This is a genomic window from Candidatus Tisiphia endosymbiont of Empis tessellata, from assembly GCF_964031035.1.
Classification (GTDB): Bacteria; Pseudomonadota; Alphaproteobacteria; order Rickettsiales; family Rickettsiaceae; genus Tisiphia.
Map to the genome: position 1 here is coordinate 962011 of NZ_OZ034997.1, position 24680 is coordinate 986690.

The following is a 24680-nucleotide window of genomic DNA, read 5'->3' on the forward strand; positions in this document are numbered from 1 at the left end:
AGAGGTAAAGGATTTCTTATTGGCGTAAATGCTTATCTTGAAAATAATGAAAATGCTTTATCAGCCTTTTCACTTCATCAAGCTACCGAGAGCTTTTATAATGCTGTTCTGCTAGTTTCTACTGGTTATAAACCAAAGTTACATGATATACTGGAACTTAACAAGCAGGCTAGAATTTATCATTATGACCTCTACAAGATATTTCCACTTGAGACCCTTGAACAAGAAGAGTGCTTTAAGTTACTCCTAAATGCTTATGTTGGTGCAAGATATGATAAACACTATAAAATTAGTAAAGAACAATTACTTTATCTTATCAACCGGGTAGAAGAATTAAAGACAGTTACTGAAAGAATCTGTTTAGAAAGAATTAATAATACAGAAGTAACGTAATTGTATATACTCACATGATTTGGAAAATTGGAAATGATACTTACAAGACCAAAAACGATGTCATTCCCCACAGGGAATGCTCTCTAGGTTTTTTACTAATCAGGAATAGGAGTTTATGGATAAAAATTTAAAACAAACTAGTTTTTTATTTGGTAGTAATGCTGTTTTTATAGAAGAGCTATATCAGCTATATTTATCAGATCATACAGCAGTTGATGAAAGCTGGCAAAACTATTTCCAAAATATTGAGAATAATAATAGTTACCAAGTTAATAAAACTATTGCTCATGTTATTACTTCACCTCAAGAAAAACCTTTGCCGTATGTTACGGAATTTTCTGCTGCAACTAACAAGCTCAGAGCAAAAGCAATGATTGCCAGCTACCGTAATTATGGACATTATTTAGTCAAGCTAGATCCCTTGAATCTTGAAGTTCTTAAGACTAAAAATGAGTTGAGACTTAATATAGAAGATTTTGGTTTTACCAAAGATCAGTTGAATAATATTATAGAAATTGATGATGAATTTTTTGGAATAAAAGCATGTTCACTTAAGGAATTAGTTAATTTACTTGATCAAACTTATACTAAAGATATTGCCGTAGAACTTGCTCATGTGACCAATGAAGATGAGAAAATTTGGTTTTTTGAGCAGATAGAAAATAACCAGAGTCTATTAGAATTAGAACAAAACAAGAAGAATATATTGCAAGACTTAGTAGAAATTGAAGGATTTGAACAATATCTACATACCAAATTTCCTGGAGCAAAACGCTTCTCAGTGGAAGGTGGAGAGGCAAGTGTAGTGGCTATAGATAAAGCTATAGATATGTCTATTATCCATGGAATAGAAGATGTAGTAATAGGTATGGCTCACCGAGGAAGACTTAGCACACTAGCTAAGGTAATGACTAAACCTTATAAAGCTATTTTATCTGGATTTATAACAGGTAGTATATTGCCAACCGATTTAGGTGTTTCAGGTGATGTGAAGTATCATATTGGCTATTCATCAGATCAGATAAGAGAGGGGGTTAAGGTACATCTTTCTATGGCAGATAATCCATCGCATTTAGAAGCGGTGAATCCGGTAGTAGCTGGTAAAGTACGAGCAAAACAGGATAGCATCCAAGATACTAATCGTAAGAAAGTAATGGGTATTTTGGTTCATGGTGATAGTGCTTTTTGTGGTCAGGGTGTAGTAGCTGAGAGTTTATTTATGTCGGATATAAAGCCTTATAATGTTGGCGGGATTATTCACTTTGTCATTAATAATCAGCTTGGATTTACAGCGAATAGTTATGACACTAGACCAGGTAGATATTCTACTGAATTTGCTAAGATAATTAATAGTCCAATACTACATGTAAATGGTGATGATATTGAATCAGTGATCAAGGCTACCAATATTGCAGTGAATTATCGGTATAAATTTGCTAGAGACATAGTAGTTGAGATCATTTGTTATCGTAAATATGGTCATAATGAAGGTGATGAACCTATGTATACTCAAGCTGTTATGTATAATGTAATAAAAAATAAGCAATCCCTGGCAACTATTTTTGCAAATAACCTAATAGCAGGTGGAATAATTGACCAAAATTATTTTCCTACATTAAAAGAACAATTTAAACTGAAATTAGATCAAGAATATGAACAAGCCAAAAATTATCAACCGCAAGCTCAGTTTTTAGAAGGTTTATGGTCTAGTTATACTAGATCAAATGCTCAAATGCTCCCTACTGGTGTTAACAAAAATACCTTAAAAGAACTTGGTATAAAGCTTTGCCAGATACCAAAAGATTTTCCTTTAAATCCCAAACTTGCAAAATTATTTGAATTAAGAGAAAATACCTTAAAGCAAGATAGACCTATTGATTGGGCAACTGCAGAACAGTTAGCCTTTGCTAGTTTATTAAATTCAGGCACTAGAATACGTTTTACTGGTCAAGATTGTGGGCGTGGCACTTTCTCTCACCGTCATTCAGTGTTACATAGTCAGGTGGATGATAGAACTTATACACCATTAAATAATTTATCGCAAAGCCAAGCAAATTTTGAAATTGCTGACAGTAATTTATCTGAATATGCAGTTTTAGGTTTTGAGTATGGTTATTCATTAGTTAATCCAAAAGATTTAGTAATTTGGGAAGCTCAATTTGGTGATTTTGCTAATGGAGCTCAAATAATTTTCGACCAATTCATTTCCAGTAGTGAAAGCAAATGGCTCAGGATGAGCGGTATAGTAGTACTACTACCACATGGACTTGAAGGACAAGGTCCAGAGCATAGCTCTGCAAGACTCGAGAGGTTCTTGCAGCTTGCTGCTGAAAATAATATGCAAGTTACATATCCTACGACGCCATCTTCATTTTTTCATTTATTACGTCGTCAAATATACAGTAATATTCGTAAACCACTAATAGTAATGTCACCAAAATCTTTATTAAGACATAAAATGGTTGTATCACCTCTCTCCCAGCTTGATAAGAATACGAGCTTTATACCTGTACTAGACGAAATTAATGATGCTATAAATGCCAAGGAAGTGAAACGAATTATATTATGTAGTGGTAAAGTCTACTATGATTTATTAGAAAAAAGAGAAGAAAAGAATATTTTAGATATTGTGATTATTAGACTTGAACAGCTATATCCGTTTCAAACGGATTTTGTAGTTAAAATATTAGGTAAATATCATAAAGCTAAAGAGTTTATTTGGTGTCAAGAAGAACCTAAAAATATGGGGGCATGGAATTTTGTTAAAGATCACTTAAATGATATCCTAAAAAATGCATCAATTAATAATCAATTTGTATATGTTGGTAGGAATGAGTCTGCTTCACCAGCAGTTGGCTCACCGATCATACATAATGAGCAACAGAAAAAATTGCTTGAAGAAACCTTGATAATTAAGGGATAGAGTTAAGTTAGACACTTTAGCATAATTATTTAGTTATTTAAATCTAATGCACCTAAAGCCAAGGTTAAACCAACGTAATTATTATTTTTAAACCTAGTAAAACAATTTTGTGGGTCTGAGATTTCTAATGTTACTACCTGCCAAGTTAGCATTATATAAGCACAGAGAATAACTATATAGTTAGGTCGATGGGTTGCTATAATGTTAGAAAGTATGAATAATAATATGAAGATAGTATAGTAAATATATAAATGTAATTTATAATTTCTCTTTTCTAAAAAAAGTGGCATTGATTTGACATTAATCTTTTTGTCGTACTCTATATCCATAAAGCCATAAATAATGTCATAACCGATAGTCCAAAAACAGCAGGCAATATACATAATAACAGCTTCTAGTGATATTTTATCAATTACCGCACTATTACCAATTAAAACTCCATTAAATGTTAACCCTAGAAATACTTGTGGAAAGAAAGTAATTCTCTTCATTAGTGGATATAAAACGATCAAGATAAAGGAAAAGAACCCTAAGCAAATTGCTGTTTTATTTAATGACAATAAAATGGTCAGGGAAATAATTGATAATATAGTTAATAAAATCATCGCGTCACTTACATTCAATGATCCATTCGCCAAAAGTCTGTTTTTTGTTCGTAAAACATGCTTATCAAAATCTTTATCAAAAATATCGTTAAGAATGCAACCAGCTCCCCTAGTAATGATACTTCCGATAAAAAATAATGATAATAATTTTACTAAATTATAAATTGCAATATTGGTAAGAAGTACCCCAAAGCATGTTGAGAAAAATAGTAACAGATAGCCAGTAGGACTTTGCAGTCTCATTAATTTAAGGCTCAGAAAAAATTTATTTGGCATCACTATTAATTATAATATATCTTGGTTAAAAAAATGAGCAATACCACAAAAATAATGATAATAGCTATTAGTAGAACATAAAAATCTGCTATATTCACAAATATAACCAAATTTGGCATAACTCGTTATAGCTAACCCGATTAGTATTATACCAAACTCACAAACGTCTATTAGCGAGAAGCCACTTTAGTAGCGACGAAGCAATCAATGATGAGATATGGGTTGCTTTCGTCGACCTTTGGTCTCCCCCCCCCTCGTAATGACGGCGTAGTGCTAACTAGAGTTAACTATATATCGAATTCAGGTTAGTTAGCAACACTCCCTATATAATTAGGATATTATTATGATAGCATTTCCAAAAGATTATAGCTTTAGTGAAAGCGAAAGAAAATGGCAAAAATTTTGGCAAGAACAAAAAATTTATCTTTGGGATAAAAATGAAACAAGAGAAAATAGTTTTATAGTAGATACTCCGCCACCAACAGTCTCAGGACAACTGCATATAGGACATGTTTATAGTTATACCCAGGCGGATTTTATTGTCCGTTTTAAACGGATGCTAGGCAAAAATATTTTTTATCCAATCGGTTTTGATGATAATGGTTTGCCTACCGAACGTTTAGTTGAAAAACAAAAACAGCTAAAAGCAGCTAGTATGGCAAGAGAGCAATTTATTGAAATATGTAAAGAAGTCGTTATTTCTGAAGAAGAAAAGTTTCGTTCATTATTTAATCAAATGGCTTTATCGGTTGATTGGACTTTAGAGTATCAAACAATTAATCCGTTATCACGAAAAATATCACAAATGTCATTTTTAGACTTAGTCGATAAAGGAGAAATTTACCGCAATAATCAACCAATATTGTGGGATACAGTTGATCAAACGGCTTTGGCTCAGGCTGATATCGAAGATCAAGAAAAAACCTCAATGATGAATGACATAATTTTCCAGACTAATAAGGGTGAGAAGATTATTATTGCTACCACTAGACCAGAATTGTTAGCAGCGTGCGTTGCGGTATTTTATAACCCAAATGATGATAGATACAAACATTTGCAAGGGCAATTTGCCATAACACCGCTATTTGATGTTAAAGTATCTATTTTAGCAGATGATTTAGTGCAAATAGATAAAGGAACTGGGCTTGTTATGTGCTGTACTTTTGGTGACGTAACCGACATAACTTGGTGGAGAACGCATAATTTACCTATGAAGATTATTATAGATAAAAAAGGTACGATAGATTTCCCAGCCGAATTATCAAATTCATCTTCTTATAATCAGATAAATGGCTTGAAAATAAAAGATGCCAGAAGTAAAATTATTGAAATCTTAAAAGAGAAAAATTTATTAATTAAACAAGTAGAAATTACTCAAACAGTAAAATGTGCTGAACGTTCAGGGGCGCCGCTAGAAATACTTACAACACCTCAATGGTTTGTTTGTACGATAAAACATAAAGACATTTTAATGCAACGAGCAAATGAGATTAATTGGTATCCCCAAAATATGAAAATTAGGCTTGAGAACTGGATAAATAGCCTATCATGGGATTGGTGTATAAGTCGTCAACGCTATTTTGGCGTGCCATTCCCTGTTTGGTATTCTAAAAGAATTGGTGAAGTAGGCAAAGCTATATTTCCAGATATAACCCAACTACCGGTAGACCCAACCCAAGATTTACCAATTGGCTATTCGCGAGAAGAGGTAGAGCCAGATTATGACGTTATGGATACTTGGGCTACTAGTGCCATCTCGCCGCAATTAAGTAGTCACGGTATATCTGAAAAGTTTAATATAGATGCTGAGCGTCACCATAAATTATTTCCAGCTGATTTACGCCCGCAAGCTCATGAAATTATTAGGACATGGGCTTTTTACACAATACTTAAAGCTCAATTGCATGAAAATACCCTACCTTGGAAAAACATCATGATTAGTGGATGGTGTCTTGCATTCGATCGTAGCAAAATGTCAAAATCTAAAGGGAATATTATTGTACCACAAAAATTGCTAGAGCAATACGGTGCTGATGTAACACGTTATTGGACTTCTAAATCTAGACTTGGGGCAGACACTGTTTACTCTGAAGACGTAATGAAAAATGGCAAGAGGCTTGTTAATAAATTATGGAATGCTTGTAAATTTGCGGCTATTCATTTTGATAAATTAGATATACTAGATAAAAACGCCCAGATTTCTGATATAGAAAGCAAGATTTGTCATAAGTTTGACCAGTGGTTAATAGTTAAACTAGTTGAGTTAGTAAGCAAAATTGAATCAGATATGCAAAATTATGAGTATGCCAATGCTGTGGATTTGATAGAAAAGTTTTTTTGGTCAGTATTTTGTGATAATTACCTCGAGATAACTAAAACCCGAGCTTATAATATGGATGGTTCAGATAATAAAGGGCAGTATAGTGCCATAATAACCTTATATCATTCTATAAAAATCTTGCTTAAATTATTAGCTCCTTTCCTTCCACATATAACAGAAGAAATTTGGCAAATTTTGTATAGTACAAAATCTATACATACAAGGGGCAACTGGCCTCAAATCAAAAATTTATCTTTTCCGGTAGATCAAATTCAGCCTGATAGACTTATTGAAATACTAGACTTGGTTAGGAAAGCTAAAGCAGAAAAGAATTTGTCAGTCAAAGCTGATATTGGGATACTAGAAATTATAGGAGAAAAACTTTCTGATGAGTTAATAATAGATCTCAAAAACGTTACGTCTGCTCGCACCATAGAATTTGTTGAGCAATTTTCATCAACAAGTCAAGTATTAAAGAATGGCGATGTTGTAATTAATGTAATATATACTCAAATGCTTTGAAAAATTGATAAATCAATTTACAAATTTGGTGTGTAATATTTTAGGGTTTCCTATGATACTATATAATTTATTTTTTTACTTTTATTTATTATGATGCAAAATTTTATTTGTTACAATATAAATTTTATGATAACCTAAATATTAGGAAACTTTAAAAGGTTACGGCGGCATAGTTTATGACTACAAATCAAACAGGACAAAATAAAGTTCTTTGCCTTTCAGGTGGTGGGGTAAAAGGAATAGCTGAGTTAGTTGTACTAGCGAAAATAGAAGAAATAACCCAGCAACCTATATCTAAATTATTTAATATTATTTCTGGCACTAGTGTTGGTAGGTTAATTGCAGCCTTATTGACAATTCCTAAAGAAGAAGGATCAACAGAACCTCGTTATTCAGCTAAAGAAGCTTTGGAATTATTTGAAAATACTGCTCCTGAAATCTTCCCCAAAGCTGGTTTAACTGGGGAATAATAAAACACAAATATAGTCAAAAACCTTTGTAGGAAATGCTAGAAAAGCATTTAGGGGATAATAGATTAGATGATAGTCTATGCCGTCTTATTATACCAGTTGCTGATTTGAATGAAGGAAAGAATAGTATGAAGATCTTTGACAGTCATGATAAACATAGTCCACATATTAGAACAAAGGATGTGCTTCTTGCAACTACAGCAGCCCCAACCTATTTTAAAGCTGTTATTAATGAAGAAGCTGTAAGAGATTATGATTATGCTGCGGGTAAGCCTTATGCTTTTGCCGATGGTGGTCTTGGTGCTAATCGTCCAGCTGCTACAGTGCTACAGGTGCTTAAAGAAGGGCTTAGTTATCATGAACAAGCAGACATTATGGAACGCACTATGATTTGTTCTATCAATTTTGGAAAAGGTGAGCAAACAAAATCCCAAATACCATCACCTAATTTTGATGGAGCATTAGGGTGGTTAATTAACGGCTTAATTGATACACTTATGAAAAATGACGAAGAAGCTGATGTAAATGAGGTTAGGTTATATCTAACAAGTGAAGGACAAAATACAGAGATATGGCTTCCTATTCCAAAAGAATGTAGCAAATTAGATGATTCTAGCCAAAATAATATAGCAAAGTTAAAAATAGTTGCTGAGCAATATTTGAAAAATAATTCCAAGTTAGTACAAGATCTGTGTGATAGGTTAAAAGTTGATTGGAAAGATAATATTGAGGAATCTAAAGTCTCAAATATAATGGTAAGTAATGGAGCTAATGATGAAGATTATGAAAGTGATAGAAAATCAGACTATTCTGATATAGTGGTGGCTACTGCAGAACCTGAAGTCTTAAATGCAATGGTAAGTAATGAATTAGAATCTAGTAGTACTATAGTGAGTAATGGAGAAACAGATTCTACTGTAAGTAGTGAGAAATTTACAACAACACTTCAGTGGATTAAAGAGTTATATGCAAAGGATTCCAAATGTGCATTAGAATATTTAGAATATGTTAATAATGTATCTCCTGAAGAGTTAGATCTTACTACAATTGCATCACTACCTGAAGAAGTACAGAAAACCGTTCAATGGATTGTAGGGTTAGATATAGAGAGTCGTTCAGAGCTATTAGAAAATATTAAGTCATTAATAATTAGTACCTCTCATGATGATAAGTATAATATGTCTTATGTTCAAGAAGTGACTAAACTTGAGGGACAGGATACACTATACGAGCATGCTGACGACTTAGTTGACTGTTATTAGAAAGTAAAAAATGTATTACTTTGCCAGTCGACCGACTTTTAAATTTCTCTGATTGCAGACTTTAAGCTTTTGTTGTATGTTACATAAAAAACTCTAAAGAACAATGGCAATATCTATTAAAGAACTTGAAGAAATTATACGTTATAGCTTTCCAAATGCTAAAACAAAAATTGTTGATTTAGCTGGAGATCAGGATCATTATTCCTTAGAAATACAAGATGATGCTTTTCTTGGAATCAGTCTAATTAATCAGCACAAGATGGTAAAAAAAGCTTTAGCAGAAATACTGAATAATAATAAATTACATGCTATCACTATAAAAACTACCAGTTCTCCATTAAATATAGTCAAATAATCATACACCTGCATTCCCAACATTGGGGTAGTTATTGTTCTATACTACTATCATAAGCAAAAGTTAGTGTTACAGTTGTACCTATACCTATTTTACTTTGTAGATCAAATTTACCTCTCATTAGTTCAACCAACTTTCGAGTGAGTGGTAAACCAAGACCAGTCCCTTGATATTTTCTGCCAACGGCACTATCAATTTGACCAAATGTTGAGAGTACTTTTGGAATATCTTTCTCATCAATTCCTATACCAGTATCTATAACTTGCACATAAACTAGTCCTTGAGATTCATTTTTTTCAGCATGAATTGTTATAGAACCTAATGCGTTGGTGAATTTTATAGAATTAGATAAAAGGTTAAAAAATACTTGTTTAAGCCTTTTGGGATCTGCTTTTATAATAATATGATCTTTTGGTAGTTTTTCAATTAATGCTACATTCGCTTGGTCAGCTCTTGGTTTCATTATCCTTATAGTAGAAGTAATTAATTTATTTAGGTCTAACTCTACAAAATCAACTAATAGCTTGTCAGCAGATGCTTTTGACAAGTCTAATATATCGGTTATTATACCTAGTAAATGCTTGCCTGCGTTATGAATATCTTTTACATAAACATCATGTTCCTTATTGTAAGGTGTAGACATCATAATTTCTGAAAAGCCTATAATAGCATTTAGAGGGGTACGCAGCTCATGACTAACATTGGCAAAAAATTTAGTATGAGCAGAACTTTCATTTCTAACCTTAGTTACTGCTTCCTCTAATGCTTTATTAGCCTCAAATTGCCGGTCTATAATTTTTTGTGCATAATTTGTGTTGCTCATAACTATAACTAAAAATATTACCAAAATGATAACAAAAGTTAATAATACTTTTCTTTCAAGCTCTATAATACTTGACCATAAACTAGTAATATTGGTATGTATCTCTAATACACCATCAACAGGATAGTTCAATGGATCACGGTTTATTATTGGGATATAACTTGTTATACAAGATGCTTTCTTTACCTCCCCTGATATATGTAACATGGCTCTAGGAATTAATAGATGAGTTGTTATCCCTTTAAAAGCTTTGTTAAAGGCTTGTTCTATACTCAATTCTTTTAAAAAATATCTATCAATTTTGGTAAGAATTTTTTGATACAGAGTATCTTCAGGAAAATTCATGTGACTTGTTACTTGAATTGGCGAACTAGTTATAATTTTATTACCTTGTAGATCATATAAAGAAATATAGGCATTAAGATTAACAAAAATATCAACTGAAGTAGTTGCAAACCTAATAAAATCTGTATCTTGTAATAAATTTATATAACCAAATTCATGTATCTTATCTACAGCAGTTCTATTCCTATCCCAAACATTTTTTGTATAAACATCAGCTATTTTAATATTTGTTTCTCCGACTTGCTTTAAAATCATTTCTTCAATAATGAAGTAACGATAGTAAATCATATTTACAATAATGTTTATAAATAAGCCAATGGATGACAGTCTAACAATATATTTATTTTGAATCATTAGGTTTGCACATATATTACTTACACATATAGACACAGGACAATATTAAAGTCATAACTAATAGCTGATATTTCCTTTGTAACCTTATCATTCCTAATCACACGAATTCGCATAGGCGTCAACTTAAGAATCTAGCATGTCATTGCGAGGAGACCATAAGGTCGACGAAGCAATCTATATGACAAGTTTCATGGATTGCCTGCCACGCTCACGTACGTTCGCTCGCTAATAGACAGTTTAAGCCTTACAACAACGCTTCGCAATGACGATTTTTTAACTTTCAACAGTTATGCCCAATTACCCTACCCATTGTATACTGCTCGTAAATGAAGAGTTGGTAGACGATAGTATAACTTCAAGAAGAGCTAGCAGTAGTAAAGTCGAGCTGCTAGGCGTACATTAGTACGTGAGCAGCTTCGATCTTTAGACACGACGACGCCAATTCTTGAAGTTCACCGAGTATACCCTTTATTTTTTCAATTCATTGCTACTTTTATTAGTCAAGATTAATCCCATAATTAAATCATAAGCTCTAGCAAATTGATAATCTTTTTTATAAAGATCAGATAATTGTTCTAGAGTATTTTTTGGTTTGGTATTTTTTGTAGTATCATCTGTTTTCTTAATAAGTTCTTTATTTTTATCTGTAGTATCTACTTTTTTATCATCATTTTTATTATTATCGTTTTTTAGATAATTCTTTAGAGAAGATTCAGAAAATCTCTTATCTATTGATTTTGTTTCGGGATACTTAACTTCTGCCATCTCAACCACTATGTCAGGTTCAATACCCTCTGCTTGAATTGAACGACCACTAGGAGTGTAATATTTAGCTGTTGTAAGCTTTATAGCAGCTCTAGGACTAATTGTAGTAAAGCTTTGCACGGACCCTTTACCAAAAGATTTTGTTCCAAGTATTACTGCTTTTTTATGATCTTGCAATGCACCAGCTACGATTTCTGCAGCTGAAGCAGATCCAACATTAATAAGAGCAACAATCGGGACAGATGGTGCTTTTTCTGCAAATTTATTGCTAGTCAATACCGAATTACTATTTTTGCTTCTGCCTTTGGTAGTAACGATTACCCCAGAATCAATAAAATATTCGCTAACCGCAACAGCCTGATCTAACAAACCACCACCATTATTACGTAGGTCTAAGATAATACCTTTTAGACCATTTTTACTTTCATTTTTTAAAGTTTTTATAGATTTTTTTAATTCTGCAATAGTATGTTCATTAAAACTCCCTATCCTTACGTAAGCGATATTATTTCTCTCTAAATGGGCTTTTACTGGTGTAATTGTAACTATTTCTCTAGTAAGTTCAAGTTCCTTTGGCTTGCTTTCACCTTCCGTGATTACCAATAATTTTACCTTTGCCCCTGGTTCTCCACGCATCTCTCTGACCGCTTTATTAAATCCCAAATTTGATACCAACTCATCATTAACCCCCACAATATAGTCTCCAGCTTTTATACCTACCTTATAAGCTGGTAGATCATCAATAGGGGAAATGACTTTGATAGCACCATTGTCATACTGCACTTCAACACCAATACCTCCAAATTCTCCTTTAGTGTGGTCAAGAAAATATTCTAGATCCTCATCAGTAATGTAGTTAGAATGAGGATCTAGCGAAGTTAACATGCCTTCTATAGCTGCATCAGTCATTTTTTGTTTTTCAGGATATTGGACATAGTCTCTATTAACACGTTCAAAGATATCTTGGAATTGTTTTAAATAAGCTGAATTTGGTAATTCTTTCTTCTTTACTTCTTCAGCAAATGTTATATTAGAAAAAATGATAGAACTTGATAATAATATTGTAATTAAACGTAAGAACATAGTACTCCTGTAATTTATAAGTAGTTGGTAGATGACGCAATTTTAAATATCTAGATTGTTTATAATAGTATCCATTTTAATTAAAGCCTGATCATAAATAAACTGGAAACGTTTTTCTGGTTTCTTGCCCATAAGATTGTCTACCATCTTAGCAATATTATCAAAATCATCTATAGTAACTTTTAAAAGTGACCTATTTTTTGGATTCATTGTTGTTTCTTTTAACTGAGCTGGCATCATTTCCCCCAGTCCCTTAAATCTACCAATGTCTATTTTAGCTTTACTATTTTTTAATAATCTAGCAGTTAAATCAGTCTTTTGTTGATCATTTATTGCATAGTAAGTTTTATTAGACTGTGTTAGTCGATAAAGTGGTGGTTTTGCAATATATAAATGACCCGATGATACTAGCTTTGGCATACGAAGGTAAAAAAACGTCATTAACAGTGAGGCGATGTGAGCTCCGTCAACATCAGCATCTGTCATAATTATTATTTTTTCATAACGTAAATTTTCTTCTCGGTAATTTTTAAGGCTACCGCATGCTAGTGCCACTTCTAGATATTGAATTTCTTGATTATTAGTAATCTTTTCTAGAGTCGCATTGGCAACATTTAGGATTTTGCCCCGAAGAGGCAAAATAGCTTGTGTTTCTCGATCTCTTGCCTGCTTAGCTGATCCTCCAGCTGAATCTCCCTCAACCAAAAATAGCTCCGTCCCATTAGGAGACGTTCTTGTACAATCGGCTAATTTACCTGGTAGTCGCAATTTTTGTGTAGCAGTTTTACGTAAGGTATTTTTTTCATTACGCTTATTTATTCGGAATTCAGCAATATTGACTATATGCTCAACTAATTGGTTTGCGGCTACTTTATTACTGCTCAACCAATGATCGAAATGGTCCTTAATAATGTTTTCTACTATTTTATTAACCCCTAGTGAAACCAATTTTTCTTTTGTTTGTCCTTGAAATATTGGATCTTGGATAAATATAGAGAGAACAATAGAAGAAGTTTCAAGAATATCTTCAATAGTAAGTAGAGTTGTTTTTTTATTACCTATCATCTCGCCGTATATTTTTAAGCCGCGAAGTAATGCATTACGCAAACCTTGTTCATGAGTTCCACCAAGGGGGGTGGGAATAGTGTTACAATATGATTGTATGAAGGGTTGGTATTCATTTTTATGCCAAGCAATTGCCCATTCCACTTTTACGTGATCTTGGTCCCAGTCAATATTACCACAAAAAATCTCTCCACTAACTAAATCGTCATGATTTATTTTTGATATTAAATAATCCTTCAAACCATCTGGAAAATGGATCAGGGCTGTTGTCGGTACATCACTTTTAGTCTCAATCTCACATTGCCACTCTATCATTACTCCCCTGTACAAATAGGCTTTTGATTTAGCTAATTCGTATATTTTTTTAGGAGAAAAACACGATTTTTCACCAAAAATTTCTAGGTCAGGATGAAAGTGTATAGATGTTCCCTTTAATTTTTTTGCAACATCTTCGCTTTCTAAATCATTCAATTTATGCCCTTTAGAATAAGATTGCTTAAATAATTTACCCTGCTTGTACACTTTAACTTCTAAATAGTCAGATAAAGCATTAACAACAGAAATACCAACTCCGTGTAATCCGCCTGCTGTTTGGTATACATTATTCGCAAATTTACCTCCCGAGTGGAGCTGAGTTAGAATCACCTCCAAAGCAGATTTTTCAGGAAATTTGGGGTGATTATCGACAGGAATTCCTCTACCATTATCAGAAATAGTGATACTGTTATTCACATGCATTTTTATGGTTATAATGTTAGCAAAACCAGCAACAGCTTCATCCATAGCATTATCCAGTACTTCCGAAACAAGATGATGCATAGCATTTTCGTCTGTTCCGCCAATATACATACCAGGACGCTTGCGTACAGGTTCAAGCCCTTCTAATACTTCAATATCTTTTGCAGTATATGAATTATTAATTTTAGGCTTTTTATCATTAAAACTAAATAGATCAGACATATTATGGTATTAACTTACAAGTTTTTCCAAATCATTCGAGTATACTCAGGTAGAACTTCAAGAATTAAGGTCGTCTTGTCAAAGGCACAACTGTTGAAAGTTTACAAATACCTATACCACAGCGTCATTGCGAGCATAAGCGAAGCAATCCAAGAAACAATCTAATAGATAAATGATGTTACTGGATTGCTTCGTCGGCCTTACGGTCTTCTCGCTAATAGACGTATAAAGAAGCTGTATTTACTAACTTTCAACAGTTGTCCCCTGAAGACGACAACGCAATTCTTGATTTTCATCGAGTATATATACTATTTTGAAAGATAGAGAAAAGCAAGCAAACATACAGCAACTGCCTGAAATATAACCCGTAGTGACATTAATTTTGAGCTAAATTTTTTATCAAATTTCCCACCAATAGCCATAGAGACAATCCCTATCACTAAGACTAATGTAGTCAAGCTTAAAGCAATTAACGTATATATCATTAAAATTCCTCGAAAGAGTTATTATAACCTATTCATAAATAATATAAAATCCGAAAATTAATTATCTTTCGTTCAATAGATTTATTGCATCTATACAGGCAAATGTGGCAATTTTTGTTATCTCACTTGCCGACGCTCCCATTTGTACTATTTGTACCGGATATTCAAAACCATTAATTATTGGTCCTATAAAAACACCTCCAGCTAATTCTTGCAACAATTGTGTTGATATTGCAGCCGAATGTAGACCGGGCATAATTAATACATTAGCAGGACCTGATAGCCTACAAAACTTATATGAATTACGATTAGGGTTCAGAGCAACATTAGCTGACATTTCGCCATCATATTCAAAATCTAGACTCATACTATCTAAAATTCTAACAGCTTCCCGTACTCTATTTGCCTTTTCTCTCATTGGATTACCAAAAGTTGAGAAGGAAAGTAGTGCAACCTTTGGCGTCATTCCCATATTTTTTGCTATATTAGCAGTCTGCAAGGTTATTTCTACAAGATCTTGCTCATTTGGCAGTTCAGCCACACTATTATCAGCAATAATTATATTATGCTCCTTGGCAATCAGAATGGAATAACCTAAAATTCTGTTATTTTCTTTGGCTTCCATTACCTTCATAATATCCTCTAAGCTACTATAATAGCTCTTTGTTACACCAGTAACCATACAATCAGCATCGCCACAAGCTACCATGATAGCTGAGAATATATTTCTATCACTTTTAACTAGTCTAGCACAGTCACGGTATAAGTAACCTTTACGCTGTAACCGGCTATAAAGAGTATCTATATATTTATCAAGATTTTGGTTAATAGCAGCATTCATTATGGTAATACCATCTAAATCATAATTCATACCTATTCTATTTAAAACAGCAGATATTTTATCAGATCTACCAACTAGGATAGGATGAGCATGCGAAGTATCCCGCATACTCATAGCAGCTATAATTACCTCTTCCTCCTCACCTTCAGCAAAAACTATTCTTTGAGGTGTTGACTGTTGAATTCTCTCAAATAATAGATTCATGTAATGAGAGGTAGGATTTAACCTACTTTCCAGCTCCTTTGCATAATTCTTAACATCAAATTCGGTAATTTTAGCAACCCCACTATCTATAGCAGCTTTAGCTACCGCTACCGGAACAGTGGTAATTAATCTTGGATCAAATGGTACAGGAATTATGTAATCTGGACCAAAAAACATTTTTTTACCAGGATATGCTTTATAAACTTCATTCGGAACAGCTTGTCTTGCTAATTCAGCTAAAGAAGTTGCTGCCGCTATTTTCATTTCCTGATTAATAGTAGTAGCTCTAACATCTAAAGCTCCACGGAAAATATATGGAAATCCCATAACATTATTAATCTGATTATTATAATCAGAGCGTCCAGTAGCAATGATTGCATCGCTTCTAACTAGCTGTATATCCTCTGGAGTAATCTCTGGGTCTGGATTAGCCATGGCAAAAATGATAGGATTTGCAGCCATGCTAGCTACCATTTCTTTCGATACTGTTCCTTTAACAGATAAACCAAGGAATACATCGGCTGACTTCATAGCATCACTCAGAGTTCTAAGATCGGTCTCGACTGCATATAATTCTTTCCATTTGTTCATGCCTTCTTGCCGACCTTGGTAAACTACCCCCATTTTATCACATAGTATAACATTTTTTTTGTCTACACTAAGAGCAATTAGTAATTCAATGCAAGCAATTGCCGCTGCCCCTGAACCACTTACGACAATTTTTAGACTATCAAATGAACGATTGGTAAGATAAGCTGCATTAATTAAACCTGCAGCAACAATAATAGCCGTGCCATGCTGATCATCATGAAAAACAGGTATCTGCATACAGCTTTTTAATTTTTCTTCAATTATAAAACATTCAGGAGATTTAATATCTTCTAAATTAATGCCTCCAAAACTGTAATTAAGATATTTTACTGCATTAACAAACTCATAAGGGTCAGTCGTATCTATTTCAAGATCAATAGAATCAATATCCGCAAAGTTCTTGAATAAAACGGCTTTTCCTTCCATTACGGGTTTCGACGCAGCTGCACCTATACTACCAAGGCCAAGAACTGCCGTACCGTTAGTTATTACAGCAACTAAGTTACCTCTAGCAGTATATTTATAAATATCATCTATATTTTTCGCAATTTCAAGACACGGAGCTGCTACCCCTGGCGAATAAGCCAAAGCCAAGTCATGTGCAGTATCCAAAGGCTTAGTTGTCACAATAGCAATTTTGCCTGGCTTACCTTTTTGATGATATTCTAAGGCTTTGAGATAATTTATTTTATTCATTTCACCCATGATGTTATTCCTTCTTAATTACTTCAAGTGTTTATTAGTTATATCATCCACATAAGAACTGACAATGATACTATTGAAAAAAGTGTTGTGAACGTAATGATTGATGCCATAGATTCTGGATCACCACCAAGTTGGCGTGATAGAACGTAAGCAGTGCTAGCACACGGCAGACAGCTATACAGGACACCAACTGATTTAGCAGTACCAGTTATTGACATTAGTGACAACACAATTATTGTGACAACAGGAAAAGCCACTAACTTAACAAAACTAGTAAGCAATACATTTTGTAAAATAGCACCACGCATAAAAAATTTGAGACTTGCCCCAACATTTAGCATGCCTATAGCTAAAGCAGAGTTGGACAGGCTAGATAAGGTTTTTTTTATACCAAGATGTAATTCTAAACCAGAATAATTAAAAAGAAATCCAATTATACTAGCTATAATCAAGGGATTTTGTACTATCAATTTAAGTATCAATATAAAGCTAGCTTTAGGCGACTTAGCTACTGAACTATCAGGGATATAACGTGCAAAAATCATTACTGATATGATATTAGTAAAAATGATCATATAGGATGAAATCACAGATACTATAGCAAGTCCCTCCTGACCCAAGAGAGGACTACTAACACCAAAAAATATATAACTATTAAAACGTATTGCACCTTGAAAAGTTGAAGTAAACTGAACCTTGTCAAAATTGGTTTTCTTCTGATAGATAATTAAAGCCAAAGAAATAATAGAGGTGGAGATGATTAATGCAAATACCAGTTTTATTATAGACGATGCATTTAAATCGGCTGCAGATATATTATTAAAAAGCATAATAGGGAAAAGAAAAAAATATGATAATTTCTCTAATCCTCGCCAAAATTCTTCAGAAGTCAACCATTTCCTTTTGATAATACTACCAAACAAGGGAATCAACAAAACAGGTAATGTACTAGAGAAGATTTCGTTCATCAGTTTACAATTATCCCAATTAGCAATTGCTAGACAATTAGCAATTGGCTGTAAATATTATGTTATACCCCAATTTGGCATAAGAATTGACAAATTCTTATGCCGAATTCGCGTGTTACGATTAAAATTTTACCTCGCATAATATCAGAGTTTGATTGCAAATCAAGACGTATACTCAAATGACCCTTTGAGTATCAATCAAATTTCTTGATTATTTTGCTTAAATCTTATAGAACTCATAGGAAAGTCTAATGAAGATCCTAAGATGAGGGAGCTATTTTTATTGTATGTACCTAAATTAATTATATATAAAAAGACTTAGTGGAATCAAATATTCTGATATATTCTAGTAAACTTAAATTATTTTTAGACCGTGATGAATCATAACATAGTTAACTTGGTAGCTGCCATTGTCTTGTCCCTTGGTATTATTTTTGGATGGCAATATTTTTACGATAAACCAAGATTACAAAAATTAGAACAGCAAAATAAAATATATAATAAGCAAGTTCAAGAGTTAAAGAAAAAGAATGTTCAAGTAGAAGCCTCTAAAGAAGCTGAATCCTTTGTTGCTACCAAGAGAATTCAGATAAACTCAGAATTACTTTCCGGATCGATTGCTTTAAAAGGGTTAAGGTTTGATGATTTGGTTTTATTGAAGTATAAGCAAGATCTATCAAAAGACAGTAAGCCTGTTGTATTATTTGCTCATTCTCAGTCAGAAGAAGCCTATTTTGCAGAAATAGGTTGGTTTGATAAAATTGGTAATACTATTATTCCTGACAGTGAAACTCTTTGGCAAGCTGATAGTGATGAGCTTACTCCTACAAAACCTGTGAATTTATCATGGACTAACAAAGATGGGGTTAAATTCTTGGTTACTATCAGCATGGATAGTAATTACTTGTTCACCATAGATCAAACTACGGTAAATGATAGTAAGCAGCCAATATCAGTTCAGTATTATGGACTAATTAACCGTAAATATACTGGCAAAGAGAAAGTGGCTAATATCCTGCATCAAGGACCAATTGGTGCTATTGATGGTAGGCTTAAAGAACATTCCTTTGATGACTTAAAAGATAAAAAGACTGAAAAATTTCCGCAAGGCGTTGTTGATTGGATTGGCATAACAGATAAATATTGGCTAGCTTCCTTAATTCCGGATAAAATTAGCAAGTATAGTTCTAATTTCAATTGTGTAATAAAAAACGGTATTGAAAAATATCAGGTTGACTTCATTTCACCAACTCAAACTATAGAAGTAGGAAACAAATTTACTATATCACAAAGATTATTTGCCGGAGCAAAGAAAGTTGATTTATTAGATAAATACGAAAAGCAATATAATATTAAGTTATTTGACCGGGCAATTGATTTTGGTTGGTTTTATATAATCACTAAGCCAGTCTTTAATGCTATGAACTTTTTCTATCACTATGTTGGTAACTTCGGTATTAGTATCTTGATTGTAACTGTTATCATAAAACTGCTAATGTTTACTCTAGCTAATAAATCATATCGTTCGATGAAAAAGACAAAAAATCTTCAGCCTGAAGTCGAGAGAATTAGGGCTTTATATGCTGATGATAAAATGAGGCTTAACCAAGAAGTTATGGCATTGTACAAAAGAGAAAAGGTTAATCCCATAGCTGGTTGTCTCCCCCTTATTGTACAAATCCCAGTATTTTTCTCAATTTATAAAGTGTTAAATGTAACTATTGAGATGCGTCAATCACCATTTTTTGGTTGGATAAAAGATTTATCTGCTCCGGATTCCACAACAATTTTCAACTTGTTTGGATTACTGCCATTTACGTGTCCAAGCTTCCTGATGATTGGTGTATGGCCCATTTTTATGGCTCTGACTATGTTTCTACAGCAAAGGATGAGTCCAGAGCCAGCTGATCCAGTTCAAGCTCAAGTAATGAAATTTATGCCGCTGGTTTTCTTAGTAATGTTTAGTAGTTTTCCAGCAGGATTGCTGATTTACTGGTCTTGGAATAACATTTTATCGATAATTCAACAATATTACATCAATAAGTTAGACAATAATGTCGGTTGATAAGGTTACAAAACTTTTCCGTCAAGAAGTAAAATTCATCGTTGGTGTGGCAAAAATAAATCAGTTTCCTAGCATATTTTTGCCAGAAATTGCATTTGTCGGCAAATCAAATGTTGGCAAGTCAAGTTTGATTAATAGTATATGTAATAATTCAAGTCTTGCTAGGGTGTCTAATACCCCTGGTCGTACTAGGCAAATAAATTTTTTCTCCCTTGCCGATAAACTTATTTTAGTTGATCTTCCTGGATATGGCTTTGCAGAAGTACCAATATACATAAGGCAGCAGTGGGAAACCTTAATAGCATATTATCTCAGAACGAGTTTAAACCTCAAATTAGTAAATTTATTGATTGATGCTAGAAGAGGAATAAAGCAAAATGACATAGAGATTGCTAAATTATTACTTTCTTGTAATAAAAATTTTCAAATTGTTTTTACAAAGTCGGATAAGGTAACACATAGAGAAAACCTAACGACGTTAACACAGAATTTTCTTGCAACTTTAGGCTACTCCTGTAATGTAATTTATACAAGTAGCAGGAGTAAAGAAGGTGCAAAAGAATTGCAGTTTAATTTGGCAAAATGCATTAAATTATAAAGAAAAGGAGGGGAAAGGTTTTGCCCGTGTCAAAGATACTAGCCTAATTAAAGACATAATAAGACGTAGTAGTGAAGTTAGAGACCAAGTCATGGTATTTAAGCTACCGTCATTAATTATTGATGATGACAAATTGTTAACGAATTTTGCAGAGGTAATACAGTTACTTGACAGTTGTGGCATTAAAATCTTTATAGTTCATGATCATACTAATTTGGTAAATGATACGCTAAAATTGTTTGGCTGTGATGAAAAATTTATCAATAATATTAAGGTAGCCGATTATAAAAGCTCGCAGATTATGGAAATGGTTCTGTCTGGCTATATTAATAAGCGTATAGTTTCAAAGCTCTGTAGTTTAGGTTGTTATGCTATTGGTATTTCCTGCAAAGATGCTAATCTTATTCAAGCTAAAAAATCAAAATTATCACATAGGAGAGACAGTAATCAAGCTGTAATAGATATTGGGTTTGTCAGTGAACCAGTTATAATAAACCCTGAGATTTTAATAAATTTTGAAGATAGTAATATTATTCCTGTTATAACACCAGTAGCTAGTGATGAAAAAGGCAATACTCATCTACTGGATGTAAATCTGACGACCTCGATAATTGCTTCCTCATTAGATGCAGATCATTTAGTATTATTATGTGATGGGATAGAATTTGCCGGAGAGAAGTACATACGAGTAAGGGATATTAATGTATTGAAAGAGATGTTGAATAATACTGTTGATCCTGAAAAAGTTAGCTTGCTTGAAGCAGCTTTAAGTGCTATTCAAAACAGTAGCAATTATGTACATTTTCTCAATTCGGCTTTCCCTGATTCGATATTGTTAAGTATGTTTATAAGTAAAGAATATGAGTGAACCCCAATTTGGGATAAGAATTAGTTAATTCTTATCCCGAATTCGCGTAGTGAGTTATAGATTTAATTTTTGGTAAAAAAGCAAAAGAGAGGTAATTTATGTCAGGCATTTTAGTATCAGACCCGTTATTTGTCGGGTTAACAAGACCTGCAATGATATTTGGTGTGAGTATAAAATTTGCAGCACTTAATATGATTATATCTATGTCATTATTTATTCAAAGTAATAGTGTTATGAATTTGCTTGTTGCTTTTGTGATTCATATGATAGGGTATGTAATATGTTTTAAAGAACCAAGATTTATAGAATTGCTTTTAAATAAATCTTCTAAATGTAGTCAGTGTCCTAATAAATCATTCTATGGAGCGAATTCATACGGTATCTAGGTTTTATGAGCAAAGTATAAAATGACAAAATGATAAAATTATCTGTAACAAAAACAGCCAAAGAGTCAATATCTAGGAAAGAAAAACCTACTTCTCATTTTATTCCTTATAAATGCCATTGGGATAGTAATACTATTTTAACTAAAAATAATGAATTATTACAAGTAGTAAAAGTAGGTGGTTTCTCCTTTGAAACAGCCGATGATGAAGATTTAGATATTAAAAAAAATATCAGGAATTCGTTACTTAAAAATATGTCATCAGGCAATATTGTGATGTATTTCCACACGATCAGGAGACGCAAACCAGTGATTTTTGATGGGCTTGAATATACCTCTGACCCTACCATAAAAGTACCTAATGATTTCACAACTTATTTATCAAATGAATGGCGTAAGAAACATGCAGGTTCTAGGTCGTTTTTTAATGAATTATATGTTAGTATTCTTTATAGACCAGATAAAGCTGGGGTTGCTATAATCGAATATTTCATTAAAAAGCTGATGCAAAAGTCTGATAAATCAGCTTGGGAAAATGACATGCGAGATATGCAGGATAGTTTGCGAGAAATGTCCTCAAGAGTAGTTAATACATTCCATAGTTATTCGGCGAGGTTACTTGGCGTACGCAAGTCAAATAGTGGCTATTGTTGTGATATTATGGAATTCTTGGGTACTTTGGTGAATTGTGGATCTTCAATGCAAATGGCCGTTCCAAGAAATTCAATAGACCAATATCTCCCCACTCATAGATTGTTTTTTGGTTCTAGATCTATAGAAGCACGTGGTCCAAAGGGTAGAAGATACGCCGGTATATTAAGTATTTTAGAGTATGGACCATCTACGTCAGCTGGAATTTTTGACGGATTTTTACAAATGCCTTTTGAGTTTGTAATGACCCAAAGTTTTGTTTTTGCTAATAGGACAGTGGCGATTAGCAAAATGCAACTACAACAAAATAGAATGATTCAAGCAGGGGATAAAGCTGTATCACAAATTGCTGAAATCTCTCGAGCACTTGATATGGCTACCAGTGGTGATATTGGTTTTGGAGAGCATCATTTTTCGCTTCTATGCTCTGATAGTAATTTAAAATCCCTTGAGGATACCCTATCTATGGCTTCTGTTGAACTCTCCAATTCTGGAATTCAACCTGTTAGAGAAAGAATTAATATGGAACCAAGTTATTGGGGGCAGCTTCCTGGAAATATGGATTATATAGTAAGGGGTTCGACTATAAATACTTTAAACATGGCTAGTTTTGCATCTATGCACAATTATCCATTAGGTAAGGTTTTTAATAATCACTGGGGAGAATATGTAACTGTACTCGATACTACCTCGGGAACACCTTTTTATTTCAGTTTTCATGTTAGAGATGTTGGGCATACTCTGATCATTGGTCCAACTGGTGCTGGTAAAACAGTATTAATGAATTTTTTATGTGCACAAGCACAAAAATTTAAACCTAGAATGTTTTTCTTTGATAAAGACCACGGTGCTGAAATATTTATTAGATCACTTAATGGGATTTATACCACAATTGATCCAGGAGGAGAATGTAACTTTAATCCTTTGCAACTTGATGATACTGGGGAGAATAGAACATTTATATTAGAATGGCTTAAAGTATTGGTGACTTCTAATGGAGAGTCGTTATCATCAGAAGATAATAAGATTTTATCACAAGCAGTAAGTGGTAATTTTAAGTTAGAGAAAAAAGATAGAAGATTAAAAAATGTTGTAGCATTTTTAGGCATAGATGGTCCTAATAGCTTAGCAGGCAGGATTGCTATGTGGGTTGGTAAAGGCTCTAATGCTAGAATATTTGATAATGAGGCAGATAATATTGATTTGCAGCAAGCTCGAGTATTTGGCTTTGATATGACCGAACTGTTAAAAGATCCAGTTAGTCTTGCTCCTGTGCTACTATATATTTTCCATAGGATTAGTATTTCTTTAGATGGTCAAAGAACTATGATAGTTCTTGATGAGGCGTGGGCTTTGATTGATAATCCAGTATTTGCTCCCAAAATTAAGGACTGGCTAAAGGTTTTGCGTAAGTTAAATACTTTTGTAATTTTTGCTACCCAAAGTGTTGAAGATGCAGCTAAAAGCAGGATTAGTGATACCTTGATCCAACAAACTGCAACACAAATATTCTTACCAAACCTTAAGGCAACTGATATTTATCGTAGTGCTTTTATGCTTAGTCAACGTGAATATATTTTGATAAAAACTACAGATCCAACATCGCGTTATTTCTTAATAAAACAGGGGGTAGATGCAGTTGTTGCAAAAATAAGTTTAGATGGTATGACTGATATTATCAATGTTCTTTCTGGTCGGGTTGAAACAGTGTTATTGTTAGATCGGATTAGAGAGAAATATGGTAATGATCCTGAGAAATGGTTACCGGTATTTTATGAGGAAGTAAAATCACTTTAGT

18 protein-coding genes are annotated in these 24680 nt (G+C 33.2%); 11 read left to right on the forward strand and 7 right to left on the reverse strand.

Annotation, left to right across the window (positions count from 1 at the left end):
* Positions 1 to 18 precede the first annotated feature (18 nt).
* The gene (locus AAHM86_RS05120; protein WP_342268389.1) at positions 19 to 393 is read left to right on the forward strand and encodes a HEPN domain-containing protein; all 375 of its coding nucleotides are present in this window, start codon (positions 19 to 21) and stop codon (positions 391 to 393) included.
* A gap of 115 nt (positions 394 to 508) precedes the next feature.
* A complete protein-coding gene (locus AAHM86_RS05125) occupies positions 509 to 3316 on the forward strand; it encodes a 2-oxoglutarate dehydrogenase E1 component (RefSeq protein WP_342267509.1) in 2808 nt (935 codons plus the stop codon).
* A gap of 29 nt (positions 3317 to 3345) precedes the next feature.
* Here the strand turns inward: AAHM86_RS05125 and ubiA are convergent, their stop codons facing one another.
* Complete coding sequence (gene ubiA / locus AAHM86_RS05130) at positions 3346 to 4203, reverse strand: 4-hydroxybenzoate octaprenyltransferase (RefSeq protein ID WP_342268390.1); 858 nt, start codon at positions 4201 to 4203, stop codon at positions 3346 to 3348.
* Positions 4204 to 4540: 337 nt separating this feature from the next.
* On the opposite strand from ubiA, the gene AAHM86_RS05135 reads away from it, so the two are divergent.
* The 4 genes from AAHM86_RS05135 (at position 4541) to AAHM86_RS05150 (ending at position 9126) form a co-directional block, all read left to right on the forward strand.
* Positions 4541 to 7039: a valine--tRNA ligase gene (locus AAHM86_RS05135; protein ID WP_342267510.1), complete on the forward strand. Its 2499-nt coding sequence runs from the start codon at positions 4541 to 4543 to the stop codon at positions 7037 to 7039.
* A 176-nt stretch (positions 7040 to 7215) separates the two neighbouring features.
* Positions 7216 to 7509 (forward strand): patatin-like phospholipase family protein, encoded by a 294-nt coding sequence (locus AAHM86_RS05140; protein ID WP_342267511.1) that lies wholly within the window; start codon positions 7216 to 7218, stop codon positions 7507 to 7509.
* Between the two features lie 35 nt (positions 7510 to 7544).
* The gene (locus tag AAHM86_RS05145; protein WP_342267512.1) at positions 7545 to 8771 is read left to right on the forward strand and encodes a hypothetical protein; all 1227 of its coding nucleotides are present in this window, start codon (positions 7545 to 7547) and stop codon (positions 8769 to 8771) included.
* Between the two features lie 103 nt (positions 8772 to 8874).
* Positions 8875 to 9126, forward strand: coding sequence for a BolA/IbaG family iron-sulfur metabolism protein (locus AAHM86_RS05150; protein WP_342267513.1), 252 nt, complete (start codon positions 8875 to 8877; stop codon positions 9124 to 9126).
* A 31-nt stretch (positions 9127 to 9157) separates the two neighbouring features.
* On the opposite strand, the gene AAHM86_RS05155 is transcribed toward AAHM86_RS05150, so the two are convergent.
* From AAHM86_RS05155 to AAHM86_RS05180, 6 genes are all read right to left on the reverse strand, one after another.
* Positions 9158 to 10648: a HAMP domain-containing sensor histidine kinase gene (locus AAHM86_RS05155; protein WP_341748406.1), complete on the reverse strand. Its 1491-nt coding sequence runs from the start codon at positions 10646 to 10648 to the stop codon at positions 9158 to 9160.
* A gap of 468 nt (positions 10649 to 11116) precedes the next feature.
* Positions 11117 to 12496, reverse strand: a complete 1380-nt coding sequence (locus AAHM86_RS05160) for a S41 family peptidase (protein WP_342267514.1) — start codon at positions 12494 to 12496, stop codon at positions 11117 to 11119.
* 42 nt (positions 12497 to 12538) lie between these two features.
* Entirely contained in the window at positions 12539 to 14521 is a 1983-nt protein-coding gene (gene parE, locus AAHM86_RS05165) for a DNA topoisomerase IV subunit B (RefSeq protein WP_342267515.1), read from the reverse strand.
* Between the two features lie 308 nt (positions 14522 to 14829).
* Positions 14830 to 15006, reverse strand: a complete 177-nt coding sequence (locus tag AAHM86_RS05170; protein ID WP_341747906.1) for a twin transmembrane helix small protein — start codon at positions 15004 to 15006, stop codon at positions 14830 to 14832.
* Between the two features lie 61 nt (positions 15007 to 15067).
* Positions 15068 to 17347 (reverse strand): NADP-dependent malic enzyme, encoded by a 2280-nt coding sequence (locus AAHM86_RS05175; RefSeq protein ID WP_342267516.1) that lies wholly within the window; start codon positions 17345 to 17347, stop codon positions 15068 to 15070.
* 38 nt (positions 17348 to 17385) lie between these two features.
* Positions 17386 to 18315: an AEC family transporter gene (locus AAHM86_RS05180; protein WP_341747908.1), complete on the reverse strand. Its 930-nt coding sequence runs from the start codon at positions 18313 to 18315 to the stop codon at positions 17386 to 17388.
* A 376-nt stretch (positions 18316 to 18691) separates the two neighbouring features.
* Between AAHM86_RS05180 and yidC the strand changes: the two genes are divergently transcribed.
* The 5 genes from yidC (at position 18692) to AAHM86_RS05205 (ending at position 24679) form a co-directional block, all read left to right on the forward strand.
* The gene (gene yidC / locus AAHM86_RS05185) at positions 18692 to 20380 is read left to right on the forward strand and encodes a membrane protein insertase YidC (protein ID WP_342268391.1); all 1689 of its coding nucleotides are present in this window, start codon (positions 18692 to 18694) and stop codon (positions 20378 to 20380) included.
* Positions 20370 to 20978: a ribosome biogenesis GTP-binding protein YihA/YsxC gene (yihA, locus tag AAHM86_RS05190; RefSeq protein ID WP_342267517.1), complete on the forward strand. Its 609-nt coding sequence runs from the start codon at positions 20370 to 20372 to the stop codon at positions 20976 to 20978. Before yidC ends, yihA begins: the two co-directional genes overlap by 11 nt.
* A complete protein-coding gene (locus AAHM86_RS05195) occupies positions 20932 to 21846 on the forward strand; it encodes an acetylglutamate kinase (protein ID WP_341747911.1) in 915 nt (304 codons plus the stop codon). The genes yihA and AAHM86_RS05195 overlap by 47 nt, the downstream gene beginning before the upstream one ends.
* Before the next feature lie 98 nt (positions 21847 to 21944).
* Positions 21945 to 22232, forward strand: a complete 288-nt coding sequence (locus tag AAHM86_RS05200; RefSeq protein WP_342267518.1) for a VirB3 family type IV secretion system protein — start codon at positions 21945 to 21947, stop codon at positions 22230 to 22232.
* A 32-nt stretch (positions 22233 to 22264) separates the two neighbouring features.
* On the forward strand, positions 22265 to 24679 hold the full coding sequence (locus AAHM86_RS05205; RefSeq protein ID WP_342268392.1) for a VirB4 family type IV secretion/conjugal transfer ATPase: 2415 nt from the start codon (positions 22265 to 22267) through the stop codon (positions 24677 to 24679).
* Position 24680 lies beyond the last annotated feature (1 nt).

What these genes read in the sequence shown, in the direction of transcription:
- AAHM86_RS05180 (WP_341747908.1), bottom strand. Translation starts at nt 18,315, where the DNA reads ATGAACGAAATCTTCTCTAGTACATTACCTGTTTTGTTGATTCCCTTG.
- AAHM86_RS05140 (WP_342267511.1), top strand. Translation starts at nt 7,216, where the DNA reads ATGACTACAAATCAAACAGGACAAAATAAAGTTCTTTGCCTTTCAGGT.
- AAHM86_RS05175 (WP_342267516.1), bottom strand. Translation starts at nt 17,347, where the DNA reads ATGGGTGAAATGAATAAAATAAATTATCTCAAAGCCTTAGAATATCAT.
- AAHM86_RS05155 (WP_341748406.1), bottom strand. Translation starts at nt 10,648, where the DNA reads ATGATTCAAAATAAATATATTGTTAGACTGTCATCCATTGGCTTATTT.
- yihA (WP_342267517.1), top strand. Translation starts at nt 20,370, where the DNA reads ATGTCGGTTGATAAGGTTACAAAACTTTTCCGTCAAGAAGTAAAATTC.
- AAHM86_RS05135 (WP_342267510.1), top strand. Translation starts at nt 4,541, where the DNA reads ATGATAGCATTTCCAAAAGATTATAGCTTTAGTGAAAGCGAAAGAAAA.
- AAHM86_RS05200 (WP_342267518.1), top strand. Translation starts at nt 21,945, where the DNA reads ATGTCAGGCATTTTAGTATCAGACCCGTTATTTGTCGGGTTAACAAGA.
- parE (WP_342267515.1), bottom strand. Translation starts at nt 14,521, where the DNA reads ATGTCTGATCTATTTAGTTTTAATGATAAAAAGCCTAAAATTAATAAT.
- AAHM86_RS05170 (WP_341747906.1), bottom strand. Translation starts at nt 15,006, where the DNA reads ATGATATATACGTTAATTGCTTTAAGCTTGACTACATTAGTCTTAGTG.
- AAHM86_RS05150 (WP_342267513.1), top strand. Translation starts at nt 8,875, where the DNA reads ATGGCAATATCTATTAAAGAACTTGAAGAAATTATACGTTATAGCTTT.
- yidC (WP_342268391.1), top strand. Translation starts at nt 18,692, where the DNA reads ATGAATCATAACATAGTTAACTTGGTAGCTGCCATTGTCTTGTCCCTT.
- AAHM86_RS05160 (WP_342267514.1), bottom strand. Translation starts at nt 12,496, where the DNA reads ATGTTCTTACGTTTAATTACAATATTATTATCAAGTTCTATCATTTTT.
- AAHM86_RS05125 (WP_342267509.1), top strand. Translation starts at nt 509, where the DNA reads ATGGATAAAAATTTAAAACAAACTAGTTTTTTATTTGGTAGTAATGCT.
- AAHM86_RS05145 (WP_342267512.1), top strand. Translation starts at nt 7,545, where the DNA reads ATGCTAGAAAAGCATTTAGGGGATAATAGATTAGATGATAGTCTATGC.